The sequence below is a fragment of the Shewanella denitrificans OS217 genome, assembly GCF_000013765.1.
Classification (GTDB): domain Bacteria; phylum Pseudomonadota; class Gammaproteobacteria; order Enterobacterales; family Shewanellaceae; genus Shewanella; species Shewanella denitrificans.
Map to the genome: position 1 here is coordinate 1,608,746 of NC_007954.1, position 22,678 is coordinate 1,631,423.

Here is a 22,678-nt window from a genome sequence, read left to right on the forward strand (position 1 = left end):
ATTACTTGATAGAAAGAAAGAGAAAGATATCGAAAGGTATTTTTGAGGATTTTGATTCTTAATCAAGGCACTTGATGAGTCTCGCAGGGAGTGTGCGTTTAGCACATGACTGAGAAACGAAGAAAGTAACGCCGAGTAAGGCTCAAAAGACCAAAAAGAATGGGTCTGTAGCTCAGCTGGTTAGAGCGCACCCCTGATGTGGGTGAGGTCGGTGGTTCAAGTCCACTCTGACCCACCAAATCTTCCTTTATACTGCGTTATAAAGTTCGTCGTTTAGCAGGCTAAACGTCCTCACTTTATGCCTTGTCTAAAGTCGATTTGGCTTCGCCAACCATTATGGTTGGTACCGTGATATGTTTCTCGACTGTATGTAAAGGGGTTATAGCTCAGCTGGGAGAGCGCCTGCCTTGCACGCAGGAGGTCTGCGGTTCGATCCCGCATAGCTCCACCATTCTCTTTAAGAGATACATACATTAGGACAGAGATGCCAAAGATAAACGCAATTTTATCTTTGGCTTTTTTAAGCCCGCTCTTTAACAATTTGGAAAGCTGATAGTACTAACTAAAAGGCGCAGAAATGATGATTCGTTGTCGTTTGTGTGATTAGGTTAGTGCGAAAAATAATATTGATGCGCAAGCATAAATATGAGTTCTCAAAACACTTTATTAAGTGTCTTGAATATTTTTAAAACTAAGGCGTGTCCACTTCCTACCCGGAGGTGAGACAAGTAAAAACCAAGCTGGTCCCACTCTTTATTGAGTGAACGTATGACTCAGTGTTTTTCTTACTTTATCTCGATAAGGTAAGCGCAGTGATTCGATACGGTGTCTAAGCCGTGGAGCGAATGAGAAAGGAGTGTAGCAGCGCTACATGACTGACGAATGAGGTTCACAATAACGACAGCGTGATGAATAACAAGCGAAAAGAAGAAACCTATCTGGGTTGTATGGTTAAGTGACCAAGCGTATACGGTGGATGCCTTGGCAGTCAGAGGCGATGAAGGACGTAGTAACTTGCGAAAAGCGTTGGCGAGCTAGTAACAAGCATTTGAGCTAACGATGTCCGAATGGGGAAACCCGGCCACACAAGTGGTCATCATAACGTGAATACATAGCGTTATGAGGCGAACCTGGGGAACTGAAACATCTAAGTACCCAGAGGAAAAGAAATCAACCGAGATTCCCCTAGTAGCGGCGAGCGAACGGGGATTAGCCCTTAAGTCTATGGGGTGTTAGTGGAATGGTCTGGAAAGTCCAGCGGCACAGGGTGATAGCCCCGTACACGAAAACTAACCGTAGATGAAAACGAGTAAGGCGGGACACGTGACATCCTGTTTGAATATGGGGGGACCATCCTCCAAGGCTAAATACTCCTGACTGACCGATAGTGAACCAGTACCGTGAGGGAAAGGCGAAAAGAACCCCTGTGAGGGGAGTGAAATAGAACCTGAAACCGTATACGTACAAGCAGTGGGAGCGGTTCTTGAGACCGTGACTGCGTACCTTTTGTATAATGGGTCAGCGACTTACATTTTGTAGCGAGGTTAAGCGAATAGCGGAGCCGTAGGGAAACCGAGTGTTAACTGCGCGTTTAGTTGCAAGGTGTAGACCCGAAACCGAGTGATCTAGCCATGGGCAGGTTGAAGGTTGAGTAACATCAACTGGAGGACCGAACCGACTAATGTTGAAAAATTAGCGGATGACTTGTGGCTGGGGGTGAAAGGCCAATCAAACTCGGAGATATCTGGTTCTCCTCGAAAGCTATTTAGGTAGCGCCTCGAGCGAATACCATTGGGGGTAGAGCACTGTTAAGGCTAGGGGGTCATCCCGACTTACCAACCCTTTGCAAACTCCGAATACCAATGAGTACTACTCGGGAGACAGACAGCGGGTGCTAACGTCCGTTGTCAAAAGGGAAACAACCCAGACCGTCAGCTAAGGTCCCAAAGTACTAGCTAAGTGGGAAACGATGTGGGAAGGCTTAGACAGCTAGGATGTTGGCTTAGAAGCAGCCATCATTTAAAGAAAGCGTAATAGCTCACTAGTCGAGTCGGCCTGCGCGGAAGATGTAACGGGGCTAAGCTAGTCACCGAAGCTACGGGTGCATTTCATTAGAAGTGCGCGGTAGAGGAGCGTTCTGTAAGCCGTTGAAGGTGAAGGGGTAACCCACGCTGGAGGTATCAGAAGTGCGAATGCTGACATGAGTAACGATAAAGGGGGTGAAAAACCCCCTCGCCGGAAGACCAAGGGTTCCTGTCCAACGTTAATCGGGGCAGGGTGAGTCGACCCCTAAGGTGAGGCCGAAAGGCGTAATCGATGGGAAACAGATTAATATTTCTGTACTTCTGTTAACTGCGATGGAGAGACGGAGAAGGCTAGGCTAGCGCGGCGTTGGTAGTCCGCGTTTAAGGTGGTAGGTTGTGTTCTTAGGCAAATCCGGGAACACGTACTTTAATGTACAGGCTGAGAGCTGATGACGAGTCACTAAGGTGATGAAGTAGTTGATGCCATGCTTCCAGGAAAATCTTCTAAGCTTCAGGTTAGTAGGAATCGTACCCCAAACCGACACAGGTGGTCGGGTAGAGAATACCAAGGCGCTTGAGAGAACTCGGCTGAAGGAACTAGGCAAAATGGTACCGTAACTTCGGGAGAAGGTACGCTGCTGTTGGTGATGGGACTTGCTCCCTAAGCTGACGGCAGTCGCAGATACCAGGTGGCTGCAACTGTTTATCAAAAACACAGCACTGTGCAAAATCGCAAGATGACGTATACGGTGTGACGCCTGCCCGGTGCCGGAAGGTTAATTGATTGGGTTATCTTCGGAGAAGCTCATGATCGAAGCCCCGGTAAACGGCGGCCGTAACTATAACGGTCCTAAGGTAGCGAAATTCCTTGTCGGGTAAGTTCCGACCTGCACGAATGGCGTAATGATGGCCACGCTGTCTCCAGCCGAGACTCAGTGAAGTTGAAATTGCGGTGAAGATGCCGTATACCCGCGGCTAGACGGAAAGACCCCGTGAACCTTTACTATAGCTTGGCACTGAACATTGAACCTACATGTGTAGGATAGGTGGGAGACTTTGAAGCATGAACGCTAGTTTGTGTGGAGTCGTCCTTGAAATACCACCCTTGTAGTTTTGATGTTCTAACCTGGACCCCTTATCGGGGTTAGGGACAGTGCCTGGTGGGTAGTTTGACTGGGGCGGTCTCCTCCCAAAGAGTAACGGAGGAGCACGAAGGTTGGCTAAGTACGGTCGGACATCGTACGGTTAGTGCAATGGCATAAGCCAGCTTAACTGCGAGACATACACGTCGAGCAGGTACGAAAGTAGGTCATAGTGATCCGGTGGTTCTGAATGGAAGGGCCATCGCTCAACGGATAAAAGGTACTCCGGGGATAACAGGCTGATACCGCCCAAGAGTTCATATCGACGGCGGTGTTTGGCACCTCGATGTCGGCTCATCACATCCTGGGGCTGAAGTCGGTCCCAAGGGTATGGCTGTTCGCCATTTAAAGTGGTACGCGAGCTGGGTTCAGAACGTCGTGAGACAGTTCGGTCCCTATCTGCCGTGGGCGTTGGATGATTGAAGGGAGCTGCTCCTAGTACGAGAGGACCGGAGTGGACGAACCGCTGGTGTTCGGGTTGTCATGCCAATGGCATTGCCCGGTAGCTACGTTCGGAATCGATAACCGCTGAAAGCATCTAAGCGGGAAGCGAGCCCTAAGATGAGTCATCCCTAGAGCTTTAAGCTCTCTAAAGGGCCGTAGGAGACTACTACGTTGATAGGCAAGGTGTGTAAGCGTTGTGAGGCGTTGAGCTAACTTGTACTAATGACCCGTGAGGCTTAACCATACAACCCAGATGGGTTTTACTGAAAATGTTCCCGACATTTTCTAGCACTTCCTCCGTCCATGGAGGTCGTACATGAAGATGTTCCGTTGGAACTGACCTTAGTAATAGAAATAGAGCGCTTAATAAAGTGCGAACTCAAGCTCCTAAAAGAGCAATCAGCTTTCCGAATTATTAAATAAGGTAACAGCAGGTCCTAGGTTCTAGGTCCTCGCAGCGCAACGCGCGCCCTAGTACCTTGTTTAAACAAAATTTGTCTGGAAACCATAGAGCTGTGGCACCACCTGATCCCATTCCGAACTCAGAAGTGAAACACAGTATCGCCGATTGTAGTGTGGGGTCTCCCCATGTGAGAGTAGGTCATTTCCAGGCGCCAAATAAACGAAAAAATCCCCAGCACTGCGTGTTGGGGATTTTTTCGTTTATCCGCCTGAAAATACCCTCTCACATGGGATATAAAGAGTACATGCGCAGCATGTCTCCATAGCATGTGGGGCGGCAGAAAAACATTATTTGATTTCTACACTTGGTAAACGCCTTTAGATCGCCAAAAAACTATTCGTTAATTTCTTCTACTCAGCTCAACTCTTGGCATAAACCTGTATAAAAGTTCAGCATATGTGATCTCCTCTTCCTTAATTACCGTATAGCTATCTTGTATCTAAGCCCAGCACTGAATATTTGGACTAGACTGTGAGGGTTTATCCCCTAGCTTGTCTGGATGCGCTTTCGCCGATATCGTCTGGTTTTACATTAAGTCTATTGTGCTAAGGGATAGCGTGAGCTGAATTGTCTAATGACTTGGCGGATAAGTCATTTTCAACAGGTAAAAGGAGAATAATTAATGTCTGAGAATAAGTGTCCAGTGATGCACGGTAGTGCTACTACAACCGAAAATAGTATGGCCAACATGAACTGGTGGCCTAAGTCATTAAGCCTAGATATTTTGCATCAGCACGATCATAAGACCAACCCAATGGCTGCGGACTTTAACTATCAAGATGAAGTTAAAAAACTCGATTTTGTCGCCCTTAAAAATGACTTACATGCACTGATGACAGACAGTCAAGCATGGTGGCCCGCTGATTGGGGGCATTATGGCGGCCTTATGATAAGGCTGACCTGGCATGCTGCTGGTACTTACAGAATCGCAGATGGTCGTGGCGGAGCAGGCCATGGTAGTCAACGTTTTGCGCCACTCAACTCTTGGCCAGATAACGGCAACTTAGATAAAGCACGTCGGTTACTTTGGCCAATCAAGAAAAAGTACGGTAATAAGCTTAGCTGGGCCGATTTAATCGCCTATGCGGGGACAATTGCCTATGAGTCCATGGGCCTAAAAACCTTTGGCTTTGCTTTCGGGCGGGAAGATATTTGGCATCCCGAAAAGGACATTTACTGGGGGGCTGAAAAAGACTGGTTGCTCCCCACAGACAATGACAACAGCCGCTACTCTGGAGAGAGAAACCTGGAAAATCCTCTAGCAGCGGTAATGATGGGGCTTATTTATGTCAACCCTGAAGGCGTGGATGGCAAACCAGATCCATTAAAGACGGCTCAAGATATACGTGAGACCTTTGCGCGTATGGCCATGAATGATGAAGAGACAGTGGCCTTAACTGCCGGCGGACATACAGTTGGTAAAGCTCATGGCAATGGCAATGCCGATTTATTGGGCCCTGAACCCGAAGATGCTGATATTCATGACCAAGGCTTTGGTTGGTTAAATAAAGCGAAACGTGGCATAGGTCGTGACACAGTCACTAGTGGTATCGAAGGTGCTTGGACCACACATCCAACCCAGTGGGACAACGGTTACTTTACCATGTTACTTAACCACGAGTGGGAGCTTTGTAAGAGCCCCGCAGGCGCTTGGCAGTGGCAACCGATTAATATCAAAGAAGAAGATAAACCTCGCGATGTTGAAGACCCTTCCATCAGTACAATGCCCATGATGACAGATGCGGACATGGCCATGAAGATGGACCCTGAGTATCGCAAGATATCTGAGCACTTTCATCGAGATCCTGAGTATTTTTCAAAAGTTTTCTCCCGCGCTTGGTTCAAACTGACCCACAGGGATATGGGGCCAAAGGTGCGTTACTTAGGCCCAGATGTACCAGTAGAAGATTTACTTTGGCAAGATCCGGTTCCTACAGGACCTAAAGACTTTAATGTTGCGGTGGTGAAAAAAGCAATAAAGGAAACGGGTTTGAGTATCAGTGACATGGTGACAACGGCCTGGGACAGTGCCAGAACCTTTAGGGGGTCTGATAAACGCGGCGGTGCCAATGGGGCTCGCATTCGTTTGGCTTTGCAAAAACAGTGGGCTGGAAATGAACCTAAGCGCCTTGCTAGCGTCCTTTCTGTGCTTGAACCTATTGCCGCAAGTCATGGCGTCAGTGTTGCCGATGTCATTGTGTTAGCAGGTAACCTTGGTATTGAGCTTGCGGCTAAAAAGGCAGGTTTTGACGTGACAGTGCCTTTTATATCGGGCCGTGGTGATGCCACTGATGAGATGACAGATAATGAATCATTTGCTGTGTTAGAGCCGCTTCATGATGGTTATCGTAATTGGTTAAAGCAAGATTTTGCAGTTAGCGCAGAAGAGCTGATGTTAGATCGTACTCAACTCATGGGGCTTACGGCTCATGAAATGACAGTCCTCGTGGGCGGTATGCGAGTTATTGGTACTAATTATGCTGAGACTGGTCATGGTGTGTTCACTGAACGCAAGGGGGCGCTTACCAATGACTTCTTTGTCAATCTAACCGACATGAATTACATCTGGAAGCCCATTGGTCAAAACGAGTATGAAATTTGTGAGCGTGAAACGGGTAAACGTAAGTGGACAGCGTCTCGGGTGGATCTGATTTTTGGTTCTAATTCAGTGCTTAGATCCTATGCCGAAGTGTATGCGCAAGATGATAACAAGCAAAAATTCGTTAATGATTTTATTTCGGCCTGGACTAAAATGATGAATGCCGATCGTTTTGATGTGAGTTAAGGCTTATCTCATCCCCCCTACAGAGTAATGCGGGGGGGATGTTAATTCTTATTCGAAACCCGTTAGCTGCTATACACTAGGCCGAATTTTACTGGTTTTGCTGGGCTTCAATCTTGCCTGCGCGAATAAATCCATCATGGCTTTTGAGCTGTTGATAGTAGCGTTCAAGGTTTGAATATTTTGTGAGCTCGCCTCTGGCGGCCAATAGTTCAATTACAAATGACATCATGATGTCGGCGCCTGTGAGTTTATCTGCCACTAAATAGCGCTTACCAGCTAACGAGGTATCTAAATAGCCGATGACTTTGGCCACTTCTATGTCGGCATAACCCGCCATGAAGTTGGTTTTGCAGCCATCCTTTTCAACAAATAACCTGAGTAGTAAAGGCAACATGGCTGAACTTTCGGCAAAATGCAGCCATTGGATATAGCTTATATACTCTGCACTGTTTGCTTCTGGCGCTAAATGATTGGCAAACTGATTGATGAGATATTCAGTAATGGCGCCAGATTCTGCAATCACTATGCCGTCGTGTTCGATAACCGGTGATTTTCCTAGCGGATGTATAGCGGTTAATTCTGGCGGTGCGAGAAAGGTGATCTTGTCTCTCTGGTAGGCTTTGACTTGGTAAGTTTGGCCTAATTCCTCTAACAGCCATAGGATACGTTTGGAGCGGGACTGATTGAGGTGATGTAAGGTGATCATAGTTATTCCTATATTGTCTCGGTTGCCGTTAAGGCTTAGTTAATCAAAGCCAGTCAAAGGTTAAGCTTGACTGGCTTTACTAACTAATGAGATGGCTTTGATAGCAGCGAGTGAGTTCGCTCAATCGGCTACAAGCATGGTGACAACGACTAGCCCTTTAACAAGGTCAGCATAGCTTCGGCTACGGCTTGCGATGATGCTGGGTTTTGCCCTGTCACTAAGTTGCCATCGATGGCTATATGGCTGGCCCAATCTTCACCTTTGGTGTAGATGCCGCCATTTTGTTTTAACACATCTTCAACCAAGTAAGGCACGATGGCAGTCAGTTGCACTGCATCTTCTTCACTATTGGTAAAGCCAGTGACTTTTTTACCTTTTACTAAAAAGCTGCCGTCAATATTTTTAGCGTGGCGCAGGGCGCCTGATGCATGACATACGAGACCTAGCGGCTTGCCTTGCTGATACGCGTTTTCAATCAAGGCAATAGAGTGCTTGTCTTCAGTTAAATCCCATAATGGACCGTGGCCACCTGGATAGAACACGGCATCAAAATCGTCCAGATTTATGCCATCAAGACGCACAGTGTTGGCAAGCAGGGTTTGCGCTGCAGAATCGCCTTTGAAACGCTCTGTGGTTGCAGTTTGAAAGCCGGGTTCATCACTGCTTGGATCCAGTGGCGGCTGGCCACCAAGGGGCGAGGCTAATACTATCTCTGCGCCTTGGTCGGCAAATGTATAATAAGGCGAGGTGAACTCTTCCAACCAAAAGCCAGTCTTGTTACCTGTGTCACCGAGTTTGTCGTGTGAGGTTAATACCATCAAAATTTTCATCTGTATTCCTTAATCATATTGCCTGTTTATAACAGGAGTCACTGCTTAATATCTAAATTAGCTAAGATGAGTCACGCTTATCTATTAGCTTATCTTTATTGTTAACTTGCCAAAATTTTTGCCTTCGAGTAGGCCGATAAAAGCGTCTGGGGCTTTATCTAATCCTTCAACGAGATGTTCGCGGTAATGTATTTTCCCCTCAGCGAGCCATTGGCTCATGTCGCTGGCAAATTCATGGTATCTATGACCGTAATCATCAAAAATGATAAAGCCTTGCATCTTGATGCGCTTCACCAACAAGGTGCCCATCAGCAAAGACAAGCGATCTGGCTCTGGTGGCAATTCTGTGGCGTTATATTGGGATATAAGGCCACATACCGGGATGCGAGCGCCTGTGTTGAGTATAGGTAGTACAGCGTCAAATACCTTGCCGCCCACATTTTCAAAGTAGATATCTATGCCTTGTGGACAAGCCTTGGCCAGTTGCTCTGCAAAATTATCGCTATGGTGGTCAATACAGGCATCAAAGCCTAATACTTCTACAGCGTAGCGGCATTTTTCAGCGCCGCCAGCAACGCCAACCACATAACAGCCTTTAAGTTTGCCGATTTGACCCACAGTGGCGCCCACGGGACCGGTTGCTGCAGCAACCACTAAAGTGTCACCATTTTTTGGCTGACCGATATCCAATAAACCCATGTAGGCGGTAAAGCCTGGCATGCCCATTATGCCTAAGGCAAAGGATGGGTTGGTTGGGTTATCGCCAAGAGGCATTAAATCACTGCCATCGGATATCCCGTAAGTTTGCCAACCCGTATAAGCAAGTACCCATTGGCCTTCACTAAATTTTGGGTTTTTTGAGCTGACCACTTGGCACACCGTCGCGCCGACCATGACGGCATCGATTGCCACAGGATCTGCGTAGGATTTAGCCTCACTCATGCGGCCACGCATATAAGGGTCAAGGGATAAATACACAGTGCGCAGTAATACTTCACCCGCAGCTGGGGTTGGAATTGCAGCCTCTTCAAGGCGGAAGTTATCAGCCTTTGGGGAGCCAAAAGGACGCGATGCCAATACTATGCGTTGATTTGTCTGGTTATTACTCATTTAATTCATCCTTAATAGACCGGTCGTCTAGTTTAGTGCTGAAAAATAACCACCCTAAGGTGGTGAATCGGTGGCCACAGGCTTAACCTTGTGAGCAAATTAAGTTATCTGAGTTTATTTGCTAAGCTCATTTGACGCAGCTAACTTTGTTGAAGCTTAGCGCTAACGGTTGTGAAGCTTAGCCGCCAGGTTTCAATAGTAATTCAGTGGTGGCCATTGCTTGTTGTAATCCTGAATCTGTTTTACTGAGTTTTGCCATTAAACTTGCGCCAATCCACAAATGATAAAGCAGTTTAGCTGTGTCATCAGAATTCGTCTCTTTAATGCTTCCATCTGTAATGCCCGCTTTAATGCAGTCGCTGATAGCCAGCTGAACGATTTGCGTGCCTTTTAATAGGGCGATGCGCATAGGTTCTGATAAATCGGCCACTTCGGCGCTCAGTTTTACCACTAGGCATTTCTGAGATGAATAGTTGTCAGCTTGGGAAGTCATCCAGCACTGCCAATAGTTCATCAATCTGTCGTAGGCTGAACCTTCTAGATTAGCAAATTGGCTGTGGAGTTGTTGTTGGTAATTATCGAAGTAATACTCAATAAGGGCTTCACCGAACTGCTCTTTAGATTTGAAATAGTGGTAAAAAGATCCCTTAGGTACTTGGGCATGGTTAAGTAATTCGGACAGGCCGACACTCACAAAACCACGACAGGCTATCAATTGATAGCCTGTGTCTAAAATGTGTTGGCGTGTATCTTGGGTACTGGTTTTCATCAGGCTAGAATACGATCAATTAGACCGGTCGTCTAGTGATTTTTAATCTTAATGAAATCTTTGGTGTCTGCTGTTTATCAGTGGTAGGCAAGCATGCTAAGCAAAGTGATGGCAATACAAAGCGTAGGCAGGAGGGAAGATTATGTATATTAAGCATGACTAAAATAACCTGGCGTTAATCTTGACTTGGGGATTTATAAACGAGTATAAAAAAGCCTGCTATTGTTATAAATAGCCCTGTCAGTGGAAAAATTAAAAATATGAATTGGCACGACTTTTCAGAACTGCAAAAGCGTCAATGGCAACACGATATCGACTTGGTCGCATCCTTGACCGAGGGGGCAATTGTATTGCTTAGCAGTGAGCAAGGCGCGATTCAAGAACCGTCTCATGATGATTCTAATGAGAGTGCAGTTGTGATTTCCTTCGCCGTGGATGCCAATAATACCCTTGATAGTTGGAAAATGGACGATTTAGCCCAATTAGATACTAAAGCAAAGGCATCCCCACAAGGCGTTGTTGGCTACTATGAGTTTGGGGCTGACACTGGCCCAACAGCTAAGGCCTTAAAGCATAAAAAACTTTCCATAATCGATGTCGAGGCCACAAAACCTGGCATAGTGGAAGTAAATCAGCATATTTCAGCGTTTGCTAAACCTTTGACTTGGCCTTCTGGTGTGCATTTTGCTACTTTATGTGCCCTGAGAAAACCGCCTTTGATGTTAAATAACACTATGTTACAGCTTGCCAATTTGTTATGTGAACACCTGCAGCTAAAGCTGAACCAAGAATCCCCTGCTATCCCATTCATATTGCCTTCTCTATCATCAGAAGACGGTAATGAAAATGCACAAGTGAGCATAGATAGAAGTGCGCCTAAAGGAATGGATTTACAAGTTTTTATTGATAGCTTTGAAGAGCACGTGTGGATAAAGAACCCCCAAGGGGTCTATGTGTTTTGTAATCGCCGAGTCGAACAGGCTTGGGGAAGAAGCAAACAAGATATCTTGGGTAAGACAGATTTAGAGCTTTTCGATGAAGCGCTGGCTCAACGTTTTATTGAAGGTGATAAGCTTGCCATCGCTCAAGGTGGACCCGTAATTGTGGCAGAATGTAAAGACAGAGATCAGCTATCGCAATCCACTTGGCTTGAAACCTTTAAAACCCCTGCAGTTACCGCAGAGGGAGAACTGGTTGGTGTTATTGGTGTCACTCGTAATATTGCCAAGCACAAAGCCGCAGAAGAGCAACTAAATCTTGCCGCAACAGTGTTCAGCAATACCGTCGAAGGCGTTGTGATAACAGATAGAAAAGGCTTTATCACCGAGGTCAATAGCGCATTTACGAAGATCACTGGCTATGAACTGGATGAAGTGAAAGGCAAAAATCCGAATGTGTTAAGTTCAGGTCACCATGACCAATTATTTTTTGAAAAACTGTGGAATACTTTACTTATCCAAGGACGATGGCAGGGAGAAATTTGGAACCGTCGTAAGAATGGTGAGGTCTACCCCCAAGAAATTACGATTAGCGCCGTTTATGATGATAATGACACCATAGCCTATTTTGTGGCTGTGTTTACCGATGTCTCAGAGCAACGTAACACTCAAGCTAAGCTGGATAAACTGAGCTTACATGATCCGTTAACTCAACTGCCCAATCGTGCACAGTTTATGTCTCGTATAGACAATGCAATTTATTATGCCAAACAGGAAGGCACTCAGTTGGCCGTGGTGTTTATAGATGTGGACTTTTTTAAACATATTAATGACAGCTTAGGTCACGTTGCAGGCGACACCATTCTCGTTGAGCTTGCCAATCGACTTAGCAGTATTTTACATCCCGGGGCCGTGCTATCTCGGCTTGGAGGCGATGAATTTTCATTGCTTACCAACATGGCCAGCACTGATAATTTAATCGCGATTGTGAATCGTATCTTTTCTGTATTCGAAGCCCCTTTTAGTTGCAGCAATGGTCAAAGCATTCGCTTGACGGCGAGTATGGGCCTCGCGTTATACCCAAGCGATGGTAAGGATAATGATGGTCTATTACGCAATGCTGATGCTGCTATGCATAGGGCTAAACAAGATGGTCGTAATAACTATGCATTTTATACTGAGGCCATGACACAGGAGTCAGTGCGCTTACTGCAATTACAGAGTGCGCTTCACGAAGGGCTAAAGATGCAGCGTTTCTCCCTGGTCTATCAGCCAAAGGTGGACTTACACAGCTTAGAAACCATGGGTTTCGAAGCGCTATTGCGTTGGAATGACCCAATTCTGGGGAGTGTATCGCCAGCTGTGTTTATTCCTATCGCCGAGAAAACCGGGTTAATTAATGAAATAGGTATGTGGGTGCTGAAAACGGCTTGTGAGCAAGGAGTGAGATGGCTTTCACAAGGTAAATTGTTCAACCGTATTGCGGTTAATGTTGCAAGTCTTCAGCTTCAACGTAATAGCTTTGTCGATGATGTGCAGCAAGTGCTACTAGATACGGGCTTACCTGCTCAGCATCTTGAGCTCGAAGTGACTGAGTCTTGTATGCTGCAAAATCCCGCCGAAGCGATCATTGAATTGAAGCGATTACGTGAAATGGGCATAACCTTAGCCATGGATGATTTTGGTACTGGCTATTCCTCTTTGAGCTATCTTAAAAAGTTGCCCTTAGATAAATTAAAAATTGATCGCTCCTTCATTAAAAACATTGTCCAAGATGCCAATAATGCTGCCATTGCAAAGGCGGTGATTGCCTTGGGCCATGCACTTAATTTACAAATCGTGGCAGAAGGGGTGGAAACCAAAGAACAGGCTGAGTTTTTGCGGCTGAACGATTGTGAGCAAGCGCAAGGTTATTACTTTAGTCACCCAAAACCCAGTCATGAATTGGACGATTTTTTGGAAAATTCACCTCCCATTAAAATACGGTAATAGCCAAGGTTTCAACTTAACGAATTGTATGTATATTTGTTAATTATTTGGCTTTAACTACTTAAATTTATCCCTTTTTTACGCTTAATGAGTTTATTTCTCATTTAAGTGTCATTTTGTGCAAAATAAAGTCTGTTTTAGCCCCTGTGGATTATTCACAAGTGACTTGCTACTCGGTATAGTAGGCGAAATTTAACAACCCAAGATTTGACCTATTATTCATGTTTAAATGGCCAATTTCTGTTTATTACGAAGACACTGATGCTGGTGGTGTGGTGTATCACTCAAATTATTTAAATTTTTTTGAGCGGGCTCGCACTGAGTGGCTAAAAGCCATGGGAATAAGTCAAACTGCGTTATTGAAACAGGATATTGCCTTTGTGGTGAAACGCGCCGAAGTTGATTTTCGCCGCGCGGCAAAATTTGAACAGAACTTCATGGTTGAGTCTACGGTCATAGAACTTAAAAAGGCGTCTTTGGTGTTTCATCAAAGTTTGCTAGATGATCAAGGCAACTGCTATTGTGAGGGCAAGATTAAAGTCGCTTGTGTTTCACTATTGCAGATGCGCCCCATTGCTATTCCAGAAAATATAGTCCAGGAGTTTAACCGTGCACGCTGAAATATCCTTTATAGGTCTGTTTTTAGAGGCGAGTCTGTTGGTGAAGCTAGTGATGCTCACCTTATTAGGTCTCTCTATTATGTCTTGGGCTGTGATCATTCAGCGCCGAAAGTTATTGAATACTGCCAAGGCTAAGTCTGCACGTTTTGAAGACACCTTCTGGTCTGGTGTTGATTTGAACCGACTCTACAAGGAGCTGGTGGCTCGTGGTGATTCAATTGCCGGCTTAGAGTGTTTGTTTGTCGCAGGTTTCAAAGAGTATTCTCGATTAAGTAAATCCAGTGGCAAGCAACCTGATGCGGTCATGGACGGAACGTCTCGTGCCATGCGGGTGAGTTTATCCAGAGAAATCGAAAAACTTGAAAATAACTTGCCACTGCTTGCCACAATTGGTTCTACTAGTCCTTATATCGGTCTATTTGGTACTGTTTGGGGGATCATGAACTCATTTATCGCCATAGGTACAGTGCAAAACGCCACATTAGCTATGGTGGCCCCTGGTATTGCTGAAGCCTTGATCGCGACAGCCATGGGTTTATTTGCAGCCATTCCAGCCGTGATTGGTTACAACAGATTTACCACTCAAGTGGATAAGCTAGAAACGGCCTATGTGAACTTTATGGAAGAGTTTTCCAACATATTACATCGCCAAGCGTATAGCGAGAAGGAAGCGGTTTAATGTATCAGCGTAAACGTCGCCGTCCGGTTGCTGAAATTAACGTTGTTCCTTATATCGACGTGATGTTGGTGCTATTAATCATCTTTATGGTGACAGCACCTATTGTGTCTCAAGGCGTTAAAGTTGATTTACCTCAAGGTTCGGCTGAGCCTTTACCACAAGACAGTAAGCCTCCGATTGTGGCATCTATCGATGCCGCGGGAGATTATTTTGTTAATATTGGTGAAGGCTCTAACAGCCAAATAATGGATTTGACAGAGGTAACCCAAGAGGTTGCTGCAGCATTGCTCATTGCGCCAGAAAGGCCAGTCGTCGTAAAAGGTGATAGAAGTATTCCCTACGAAAAAGTAATCCAACTCATGGTCAGTTTGCAAAAAGCAGGGGTACCATCGGTGGGCTTGATGACTGATTCATTTGAGGAGAACTAGGTGCCTGAACAAAGTAAACTTGCTAAAGCGCTGTGGATTTCCGCTGGTATTCATATTGGTGCGATAGTGATTTTGGCGTTAGGGATAAGTTTCGAAGACAAACCTACGTTTATGCCGCAGGCACCCAGTGCGCCTGCGATTCAAGCTGTGATGATCGATCAGCAACAAGTGAACGATAGAGCCGAAGAGTTAAAGCAACAAAAGCGAGACGCAGAGCGTAAAGAGCAGCAAAGGTTGGCAGAGCTTGAACGTAAAGCCAAAGAGGCCCGCCAAGCGAGAGAGCAAGAGCAACTCAAGCTAAAACAACTGGAAGTTGAGCGTGAGCAAAAAGTGCTTGAAACTCAAAAAGCCAATGAAGCCGCGAAAGCTGCGAAGTTAAAGTTGCAGCTTGAGCAAGAAAAAGCACAGAAAGCCGAGACTGAACGTAAGCAGATTGAGCAGAAGCGTAAAGCGTCGGAAGAAGCGGCTAAACAAGCCGCTGAAAAACGTAAGCAAGAAGAAGCTGCAGCTGCGAAAAAAGCCGAGCTCGAACGCAAGCAACGTGAAGACGAGCGCAAGCGTAAAGAAGAGGCTGAGCGTAAACAGAAAGAAGAGGCTGAACGTAAACGTAAGGCTGATGCAGATGCTAGGGCAAGGCAAGAGCAGGAAATGGCCGATGCCATGGCGGCTGAGCATTCTGCGTTATCTCAGACTCGCAATAAGCAGGTAATGTCAGAAGTTGATAAATACCGTTCTATGATAGCAGCCACAATTCAGCGTAATCTTGTGGTTGATGAGTCAATGCGCGGTAAAAGCTGTAAGGTATTTATTCGGTTAGCTAATGATGGTTTTGTCACCGCAGTGCAAACCCTTGACGGAGATCCTGTTATTTGCCGAGCGGCAAAGAATGCCATTAATAAAGCTGGTCGTTTACCCGTTTCACCCGAAGCCGATGTATACAATCAAATGCGAGAAATTAATTTGACAGTATCACCGGAATTTAATTAAAGGAGTCACATGAAGATTTTGGCTAAATGGTTAACCTTAGCGACGCTAATGTTAACGGCACAAGTAAATGCAGCACTCGATATCGTCATCACTGAAGGTGTAGATGCTGCGCGCCCAATCGCAGTCGTGCCATTTGTGTGGGAAGGTCCAGGTGCTGCACCGCAGCAAATTTCTGATATCGTTATGGGCGACTTAAGCCGTAGCGGTACCTTTAAACCGCTAGACATTCGTGCATTACCACAACACGGTATTAGTTCAGTGGCGCAATTCGCCGCCGCTAGTTGGGGTAAAGTGGGGGCAGAAGCCGTAGTCATGGGGTCTATTAAACCTTATGGCGTCGATCAGTTTTTAGTGAATTTTGAGCTGATCGATTTAGTCAGAGCCCAAAGCCAAGCTTTAAAAGGACCGCAGAATAACACAGAGCTTGTGCTAGAAAGTCGTCAAACAGTCATTAGCGCGAATCAGTTTAGGCAATATGGTCACAGAATAAGTGACATAGTGTATGAAAAGTTGACCGGCATTCGTGGCGCATTCTTGACCCGTACCGCTTACGTCGTGGTTAAGCAAGGTCAAAAAGCCCCGTATCACTTGATGATTGCCGATTACGATGGCTATAACGAGCAGATGTTGTTGCGATCGCCAGAGCCTTTAATGTCGCCAACTTGGTCTCCTGATGGGCGCCGTTTGGCCTATGTGAGCTTTGAAAACCGCAAAGCGGAAATCTTTGTTCAAGACATTTATAGCCAGACTCGCACTTTAGTGAGTAGCTATCCTGGAATTAACGGCGCGCCCAGTTTTTCACCAGATGGTAAAAAATTGGCTGTGACCTTGTCTAAAGATGGTCAGCCAGAAGTCTATGTTATCGACATCGCCACTAAGGCGGCTAAACGAATCACAGATCACTATTCGATTGATACTGAGCCTTCTTGGTATCCAGATGGTAAGTCATTGTTATTCACCTCTGAACGAGGTGGCAAACCACAGATTTATAGCGTACATTTGGACACAGGAAAAGTGTCTCGAGTGACATTTGAAGGTGAATGGAACTTAGGTGGTTCTATCACACCAGATGGTCGCAGTATGATTTTTGTGAACCGTACTAATGGAAAATTCCACATTGCTAGAATGGATTTAGCCACACGCTTTTTGCAGGTGTTATCGTCGACGCAACTCGATGAATCACCAAGTGTTGCTCCAAATGGCACTATGGTTATCTATGGTACGACTCACCAAGGTAAGCAAGTTTTAGCTGCTGTCTCTATGGATGGCAGATTTAAAGCAAGATTACCTGTCGGCCAAGGCGAGGTGAAGTCACCCGCATGGTCTCCGTTTCTCTAAATATATATTGATAAGGATTTAAAATGGATCTGAATAAGTTGTTCAAAGCTATGTTGGTTGCAGTTCCTATGTTGGCACTGGGTGCCTGTAGCTCAACTTCAGACTCTGACACTGACGCTAATGGTTCTATGAATGGTTCTGGTAGCGAATATGGCATAGATGGCGTTCAAACGGGTGGGGCAGGTGCTGTACTTAGCCCAGCAGAACAGCAACGTTTGAAAGAACAAGAGTTGCGTCGTCAAAATATTATCTACTTCGATTTCGATCGCAGTGACTTACAAAGTGATAATGCTGATATTTTGAATGCTCATGGTAACTATTTGGTTGAAAACCCAAGTGTTCGCGTATTGATCGAAGGACATGCGGATGAGCGTGGTACTCCTGAGTACAACATCGCCCTAGGCGAACGTCGTGCTAAAGCGATTGCTAAATATCTTCAAGGCATGGGTGTTCAAGCCAGCCAGATGAGTATTGTTAGTTATGGCGAAGAGAAACCATTAGATTTTTCTCGTGATGACAGCGGTTTTGCCAAAAACCGTCGCGGTGTTTTAGTGTACTAAGCGATAGTTGTAAGACGGCCAGCCTTTAAACGCTGGCCTATTTTTTTAGGAGAAAAGTAAATGAGATATGCCTTAATCGTTGCGGCGATAATCTGTGGTATCGGCACGGCTATGGCTGCACCAGCACCAGTTGATGATTTGTATGGTGGCTCGAGCGATGAGCGTTTAGCGAAATTAGAACGCATCCTGAAAGCAAGACAACAAAATGATTTTGATATGCAGCGCCGCTTAGACACACTTCAAAATGAAGTGTTAGAATTGCGTGGTATAACAGAACAACAAAATTATCAGATAAATCAGATGCTACAACGCCAGCGTCAGCTTTATGAAGAAATCGCCGCTGTGTCGGTCAAATCGACCACGCCAGTTAGCGCCCCATCAGGCACGAGTGTCACGACAAGTACAAGTGTTGCATCAAATACCGCTTCAAATGTACCAGTAGTAGCTGAATCTATGACCTCTAGCTTAGATGAGACTGGCAGTTACGAGCGAGCGGTAAACTTAGTATTAAAAGAGCGTCAATACGATGCTGCGATCCCCGCATTTCGCGAATTTATCAAGCAATATCCAGATTCTGCCTATGCGCCTAATGCCAATTATTGGTTAGGCCAATTGCTCTACAATAAAAGTGATTATGAAAGCGCTAAGCAAGCGTTTAGCACAGTGGTGAGTAAGTACGCAGATTCGAGTAAACGTGCTGATAGTTTAGTTAAACTGGGTATGATTGCCGAGAAATCTAATGACAATAATGGTGCTAGAGCACTGTATAATAAAGTGCTAAAAGAATACGCAAATAGCGCATCTGCTAGGCTTGCACAGCAGCAGTTATCAGCCTTAAAAGGCTAATTTAGTCAAAAAACAGTCTCTTAGTCTGTTTTTCAGGCAAACAGCAAAAAATAACAAATTTGCGCTTGCATGAGAAATTGAAAAAGGTATTATAGGCGCCCTCACAACGGCTACACAATCTGGGGTGTCAAAGCAGAGGTTTTACCTTAGTTTTTGACAGTAAAAAGGGTCGTTAGCTCAGTCGGTAGAGCAGTTGGCTTTTAACCAATTGGTCGAAGGTTCGAATCCTTCACGACCCACCACTTTCTTCGGTGGTTAAATTGAAGAAATGGGTCGTTAGCTCAGTCACTCTTTATTAAATCGAGAGCTGCAGTTGGCTTTTAACCAAAGGTTCGATGATTCGAATTCTTAGTGACCCACCACTTCTTTGAATAGTGGCTAAAGAATTCATAGTAGCAAAACCAGATGGGTCGTTAGCTCAGTCGGTAGAGCAGTTGGCTTTTAACCAATTGGTCGAAGGTTCGAATCCTTCACGACCCACCACTTTCTTCGGTGGTTAAAGAGATGGAATGCTTGCTCAGTCATTTTTGTTAAATCAAGAATTACAGTAGGGTGATGCAGTCCAGTAAGAATTTAAAAACTTACAAAAACAAGATGGGTCGTTAGCTCAGTCGGTAGAGCAGTTGGCTTTTAACCAATTGGTCGAAGGTTCGAATCCTTCACGACCCACCACTTCTTCAGTGGTTAAACAGAAGCAATGGGTCATTAGCTCAGTCTGCTTATAGGTATAGAGAGTTGAGTTTCAGCCCAGTAAGAACGCAAAAGCTTACAAAAAACAGATGGGTCGTTAGCTCAGTCACTCTTAGGTAAATCAAGAGTTGCAGTTGGCTTTTAACCAAAGGTTCGATGATTCGAATCTTTCACGAACCACCACTTTTTCGGTGGTTAAATTGAAGAAATGGGTCGTTAGTTAGCTCAGTCACTTCTTGTTAAATCAAGAACTGCAGTTGGCTTTCAGTCCAGTAAGAGCATAAGAAATTACAAACACCAGATGGGTCGTTAGCTCAGTCGGTAGAGCAGTTGGCTTTTAACCAATTGGTCGAAGGTTCGAATCCTTCACGACCCACCACTTTCTTCGGTGGTTAAATTGAAGAGTTGGGTCGTTAGATTAGCTCAGTCACTTCTTGTTAAATCAAGAGCTGCAGTTGGCTTTCAGTCCAGTAAGAACATAAGAACTTACAAACACCAGATGGGTCGTTAGCTCAGTCGGTAGAGCAGTTGGCTTTTAACCAATTGGTCGAAGGTTCGAATCCTTCACGACCCACCACTTCTTCAGTGGCTAAACAGAAGCCATGGGTCGTTAGCTCAGTCATTTTTGTTAAATCAAGAATTGCAGTTGGCTTTTAACCAAAGGTTCGATGGTTCGAATTCTTAGTGACTCACCACTTTTTTGGATAGTGGTTAAAGAATTTACAGCGTTAAAGTAATACCAGATGGGTCGTTAGCTCAGTCGGTAGAGCAGTTGGCTTTTAACCAATTGGTCGAAGGTTCGAATCCTTCACGACCCACCACTTCTCTTATTTCCCGGTAAGTCATCTTAAATAGTAAAAACCTATGGGTCGTTAGCTCAGTCACTCTTTGTTAAATCAAGAGCTGCAGTTGGCTTTTAACCAAAAGTTCGATGATTCGAATTCTTAGTGACTCACCACTTATTTAAATTCCAGTAAAACCATTCCCAGCAGTAAAAATCCATGAGTCGTTAGCTCAGTCACTCTTGTTTAAATCGAGAGCTACAGTTTCAGAGGTTCGATGATTCAGATCCTTCACGACCCACCACTTCTTTTACTTCCCTGTAAGTTATTCTCAATAGTAAAAGTTGATAGTTCAGTTTCTCCGTCTAACAATTTTCTTTTCTCTGTGTTACTTGTTGAGGAAAATGACCCGTGAGCCGATAGCCTCGGCTTTACTTGCTGGAAAACAGACAAAAAAAGCGGTCGTAGTGACCGCTAATGTATCGTTAACCTTTGTTGAGTTAACTCTCTATTTTCTCATCTGTATTTTCAATGGCGCTTTGCTCTGGAGTGGCCAATGGCCAACCACCAAGTGCTTTCCAGCGATTGACTATGTGGCAGAACAGTTCTGCGGTTCTTTCTGTATCATATAACGCTGAGTGGGCTTCTTTATTATCAAAGTCTATACCCGCCATTTTACACGCTTTAGCCAGTACGGTATGGCCTATGGATAATCCGGCTAGGGTAGCGGTATCAAAGCTTGCAAAGGGGTGGAAAGGAGAGCGTTTGAGATCATTTCTCTCTATAGCTTTATTCACAAAACTTAAATCAAATGCGGCGTTGTGTGCGACTATGATGCTTCGATGACAATCTGAGGCTTTCTGTCCTTTTTTCACTGTTTTAAAAATTTCAAGAAAAGCTTCTTTTTCAGATACTGCTCCCCTAAGGGGATTAGTAGGGTCGATACCATTAAAGGCTAACGCTTCAGGCTCTAAGTTCGCGCCTTCAAAGGGTTCTATATGAAAATGAACGGTTTTGTCTAACACTAAGATCCCGTCATCGTTCATTTTTAATAAGGTAACAGCTATCTCAAGTAAGGCATCTGTATTTGCATTGAATCCTGCGGTTTCAACATCGATAACCACAGGGTAGTAACCGCGGAAACGGTGGTTTAGTTTATTACTGTCGCAAATATCAGGCATTAAGGTTCCCCATTTAGCTACCCATTTAAAATCAGGCGGCCATTATGCAAAAACTCAGCTAGAGTGTCATGCTTGTTGTTGATATTTTTTGTTAAAGAAAGTCATTAGTCCGCCGATAAAATGGTTGCAACGGATCTAAGGGTATTTTTATGTGGCGAAAACTGGTGTTAATGTCTAGCTTAGTTATATGTACGTCAGTCATGGCGGACATGAAGCATTATGTCGCCTCCTTGGATAACTCTTTTTGGCGAGTTAGCGAAAACACGCGTATAGAATGCCGACTAGAGCATGATATCCCCGATTACGGTAAAGCCATTTTTTCCAGTAAAGCGGGTAAGAATTTAAATATGCTATTCACATTAGACATGTGGATTAAACCTGACGAAATCACTCAGGCTAAACTATTTAGCCGTGCTCCCAGTTGGCGTCCTGGTATTAACTCTAAAGCATTAACTCAGCTTAGCTATCACAAACAGTTTAATGGTGAGCTGCCTAAAAAAGCCGCCTGGTCTATGTTAAATGAACTGAGTAGAGGCATGGAACCTACTTTTTATTATTCTGACTGGTATAGTCAATCTGATAACGTCGCCGTGGGGATATCATCGGCAAACTTTGGTGGTAAATATCGTGAGTTCAGATCTTGTCTAGCTCAATTGCTGCCATACAGTTTTGATGACATAGCGTTCACTGTACTGACTTATGAAGAAGGTGATACAGAGCTGACTCATTTTTCTAAGTATCAATTGAAGAAAGTGCAAGAGTACTTATCTTATGATCCCGAGGTTGAACTGGTGCTCATCGATGGCTTTACCGATAGCTATGGCCCTAAGAGTATTAACCAAACGGTGTCGAATAATCGTGCGGATTCGATAAAGCAGTTGTTAATTGCCAGCGGTATTCCTAAAGATAAGATAATCTCTAATGGCCACGGTGAAAAGCGTCATGTGGCTTCTAATGAGCTTGTCCAAGAACGTGAGCGCAACCGTAGAGTGGTTATTCAATTGTCTAAAGCGTTATAATTAATCTATTGATAAAAATCGAAATTATGAAAAGCCCAATCCTATTGATTGGGCTTTTTTGTGTTTTTAAGCTAGGTTTGACCAAGTTTGTTTTGAATAGTGAAGGCGAATCAAAAGGAGAAAAATAGGTAAAAAAAAGCCCACTCAAATATAAGTGGGCAAATAATTTGTAAAAACAAATTGAAGGAAGGAAGTCAAACATAAGAACAAGGTGAAACTGAAGTATTGGGAGGCATCAGTTTAAAGTTCTTGGTTTTCACTAAAGCACTGGTTCCATCCTAATTAAGTAAATTAGTTCGTATCTACTTAACTGAGTCAATTGACTCGATGAACACTCATTCAATGCAC

Annotated in this window: 15 protein-coding genes, 8 tRNA genes and 2 rRNA genes; 20 read left to right on the plus strand and 5 right to left on the minus strand. The window is 44.7% G+C overall.

Translation table 11 applies throughout. From position 1 onward, the window contains the following. The first annotated feature begins 161 nt into the window (after window positions 1-161). The 5 genes from SDEN_RS07200 (at window position 162) to katG (ending at window position 6,858) form a co-directional block, all read left to right on the plus strand. A tRNA-Ile gene (locus tag SDEN_RS07200) sits at window positions 162-238 on the plus strand. A gap of 137 nt (window positions 239-375) precedes the next feature. Continuing rightward, a tRNA-Ala gene (locus SDEN_RS07205) sits at window positions 376-451 on the plus strand. Between the two features lie 498 nt (window positions 452-949). Then, window positions 950-3,854, plus strand: a 23S ribosomal RNA gene (locus tag SDEN_RS07210). A 253-nt stretch (window positions 3,855-4,107) separates the two neighbouring features. Continuing rightward, window positions 4,108-4,223 (plus strand): 5S ribosomal RNA (gene rrf / locus SDEN_RS07215). 472 nt (window positions 4,224-4,695) lie between these two features. Next, a complete protein-coding gene (gene katG / locus SDEN_RS07220) occupies window positions 4,696-6,858 on the plus strand; it encodes a catalase/peroxidase HPI (protein ID WP_011495828.1) in 2,163 nt (720 codons plus the stop codon). 88 nt (window positions 6,859-6,946) lie between these two features. Here katG and SDEN_RS07225 read toward each other — a convergent pair whose 3' ends face one another. The 4 genes from SDEN_RS07225 to SDEN_RS07240 form a co-directional block, all read right to left on the minus strand. Then, a complete protein-coding gene (locus SDEN_RS07225) occupies window positions 6,947-7,564 on the minus strand; it encodes a glutathione S-transferase family protein (protein ID WP_011495829.1) in 618 nt (205 codons plus the stop codon). A 149-nt stretch (window positions 7,565-7,713) separates the two neighbouring features. Continuing rightward, window positions 7,714-8,394, minus strand: a complete 681-nt coding sequence (locus tag SDEN_RS07230; RefSeq protein ID WP_011495830.1) for a type 1 glutamine amidotransferase domain-containing protein — start codon at window positions 8,392-8,394, stop codon at window positions 7,714-7,716. A gap of 84 nt (window positions 8,395-8,478) precedes the next feature. Continuing rightward, complete coding sequence (locus SDEN_RS07235) at window positions 8,479-9,504, minus strand: NADP-dependent oxidoreductase (protein ID WP_011495831.1); 1,026 nt, start codon at window positions 9,502-9,504, stop codon at window positions 8,479-8,481. Window positions 9,505-9,682: 178 nt separating this feature from the next. Further along, a complete protein-coding gene (locus tag SDEN_RS07240; protein WP_011495832.1) occupies window positions 9,683-10,273 on the minus strand; it encodes a TetR/AcrR family transcriptional regulator in 591 nt (196 codons plus the stop codon). Window positions 10,274-10,533: 260 nt separating this feature from the next. On the opposite strand from SDEN_RS07240, the gene SDEN_RS07245 reads away from it, so the two are divergent. The 14 genes from SDEN_RS07245 (at window position 10,534) to SDEN_RS07310 (ending at window position 20,169) form a co-directional block, all read left to right on the plus strand. Next, the gene (locus SDEN_RS07245; RefSeq protein ID WP_011495833.1) at window positions 10,534-13,200 is read left to right on the plus strand and encodes a sensor domain-containing protein; all 2,667 of its coding nucleotides are present in this window, start codon (window positions 10,534-10,536) and stop codon (window positions 13,198-13,200) included. 221 nt (window positions 13,201-13,421) lie between these two features. Beyond that, entirely contained in the window at window positions 13,422-13,820 is a 399-nt protein-coding gene (gene ybgC, locus SDEN_RS07250; RefSeq protein WP_011495834.1) for a tol-pal system-associated acyl-CoA thioesterase, read from the plus strand. Beyond that, a complete protein-coding gene (gene tolQ / locus SDEN_RS07255) occupies window positions 13,810-14,499 on the plus strand; it encodes a protein TolQ (protein ID WP_011495835.1) in 690 nt (229 codons plus the stop codon). Before ybgC ends, tolQ begins: the two co-directional genes overlap by 11 nt. After that, entirely contained in the window at window positions 14,499-14,927 is a 429-nt protein-coding gene (gene tolR, locus SDEN_RS07260; RefSeq protein ID WP_011495836.1) for a protein TolR, read from the plus strand. The genes tolQ and tolR overlap by 1 nt, the downstream gene beginning before the upstream one ends. Next, the gene (tolA, locus tag SDEN_RS07265) at window positions 14,928-15,914 is read left to right on the plus strand and encodes a cell envelope integrity protein TolA (protein WP_011495837.1); all 987 of its coding nucleotides are present in this window, start codon (window positions 14,928-14,930) and stop codon (window positions 15,912-15,914) included. 9 nt (window positions 15,915-15,923) lie between these two features. Continuing rightward, window positions 15,924-17,252 (plus strand): Tol-Pal system beta propeller repeat protein TolB, encoded by a 1,329-nt coding sequence (gene tolB, locus SDEN_RS07270; protein WP_011495838.1) that lies wholly within the window; start codon window positions 15,924-15,926, stop codon window positions 17,250-17,252. 23 nt (window positions 17,253-17,275) lie between these two features. After that, window positions 17,276-17,812: a peptidoglycan-associated lipoprotein Pal gene (gene pal / locus SDEN_RS07275; protein WP_011495839.1), complete on the plus strand. Its 537-nt coding sequence runs from the start codon at window positions 17,276-17,278 to the stop codon at window positions 17,810-17,812. 60 nt (window positions 17,813-17,872) lie between these two features. Then, window positions 17,873-18,658 (plus strand): tol-pal system protein YbgF, encoded by a 786-nt coding sequence (gene ybgF / locus SDEN_RS07280; RefSeq protein ID WP_011495840.1) that lies wholly within the window; start codon window positions 17,873-17,875, stop codon window positions 18,656-18,658. A 166-nt stretch (window positions 18,659-18,824) separates the two neighbouring features. Continuing rightward, window positions 18,825-18,900 (plus strand) — tRNA-Lys (locus tag SDEN_RS07285). 165 nt (window positions 18,901-19,065) lie between these two features. Then, a tRNA-Lys gene (locus tag SDEN_RS07290) sits at window positions 19,066-19,141 on the plus strand. A 113-nt stretch (window positions 19,142-19,254) separates the two neighbouring features. After that, window positions 19,255-19,330: transfer RNA gene (locus SDEN_RS07295), tRNA-Lys, on the plus strand. A 321-nt stretch (window positions 19,331-19,651) separates the two neighbouring features. Further along, window positions 19,652-19,727 (plus strand) — tRNA-Lys (locus tag SDEN_RS07300). Between the two features lie 122 nt (window positions 19,728-19,849). Continuing rightward, a tRNA-Lys gene (locus SDEN_RS07305) sits at window positions 19,850-19,925 on the plus strand. A 168-nt stretch (window positions 19,926-20,093) separates the two neighbouring features. After that, window positions 20,094-20,169 (plus strand) — tRNA-Lys (locus SDEN_RS07310). A gap of 461 nt (window positions 20,170-20,630) precedes the next feature. Here SDEN_RS07310 and rnt read toward each other — a convergent pair. After that, entirely contained in the window at window positions 20,631-21,311 is a 681-nt protein-coding gene (gene rnt, locus SDEN_RS07315; RefSeq protein ID WP_011495841.1) for a ribonuclease T, read from the minus strand. A gap of 149 nt (window positions 21,312-21,460) precedes the next feature. Here rnt and SDEN_RS07320 point away from each other — a divergent pair, with 149 nt between their 5' ends. Beyond that, the gene (locus SDEN_RS07320) at window positions 21,461-22,330 is read left to right on the plus strand and encodes a flagellar protein MotY (protein ID WP_011495842.1); all 870 of its coding nucleotides are present in this window, start codon (window positions 21,461-21,463) and stop codon (window positions 22,328-22,330) included. Window positions 22,331-22,678: the final 348 nt, after the last annotated feature.

Coding starts and splice junctions, on each gene's coding strand:
- katG (WP_011495828.1), top strand. CDS start 4,696: ATGTCTGAGAATAAGTGTCCAGTGATGCACGGTAGTGCTACTACAACC.
- SDEN_RS07235 (WP_011495831.1), bottom strand. CDS start 9,504: ATGAGTAATAACCAGACAAATCAACGCATAGTATTGGCATCGCGTCCT.
- SDEN_RS07320 (WP_011495842.1), top strand. CDS start 21,461: ATGTGGCGAAAACTGGTGTTAATGTCTAGCTTAGTTATATGTACGTCA.
- SDEN_RS07225 (WP_011495829.1), bottom strand. CDS start 7,564: ATGATCACCTTACATCACCTCAATCAGTCCCGCTCCAAACGTATCCTA.
- SDEN_RS07230 (WP_011495830.1), bottom strand. CDS start 8,394: ATGAAAATTTTGATGGTATTAACCTCACACGACAAACTCGGTGACACA.
- SDEN_RS07240 (WP_011495832.1), bottom strand. CDS start 10,273: ATGAAAACCAGTACCCAAGATACACGCCAACACATTTTAGACACAGGC.
- tolB (WP_011495838.1), top strand. CDS start 15,924: ATGAAGATTTTGGCTAAATGGTTAACCTTAGCGACGCTAATGTTAACG.
- ybgF (WP_011495840.1), top strand. CDS start 17,873: ATGAGATATGCCTTAATCGTTGCGGCGATAATCTGTGGTATCGGCACG.
- SDEN_RS07245 (WP_011495833.1), top strand. CDS start 10,534: ATGAATTGGCACGACTTTTCAGAACTGCAAAAGCGTCAATGGCAACAC.
- rnt (WP_011495841.1), bottom strand. CDS start 21,311: ATGCCTGATATTTGCGACAGTAATAAACTAAACCACCGTTTCCGCGGT.
- ybgC (WP_011495834.1), top strand. CDS start 13,422: ATGTTTAAATGGCCAATTTCTGTTTATTACGAAGACACTGATGCTGGT.
- pal (WP_011495839.1), top strand. CDS start 17,276: ATGGATCTGAATAAGTTGTTCAAAGCTATGTTGGTTGCAGTTCCTATG.
- tolR (WP_011495836.1), top strand. CDS start 14,499: ATGTATCAGCGTAAACGTCGCCGTCCGGTTGCTGAAATTAACGTTGTT.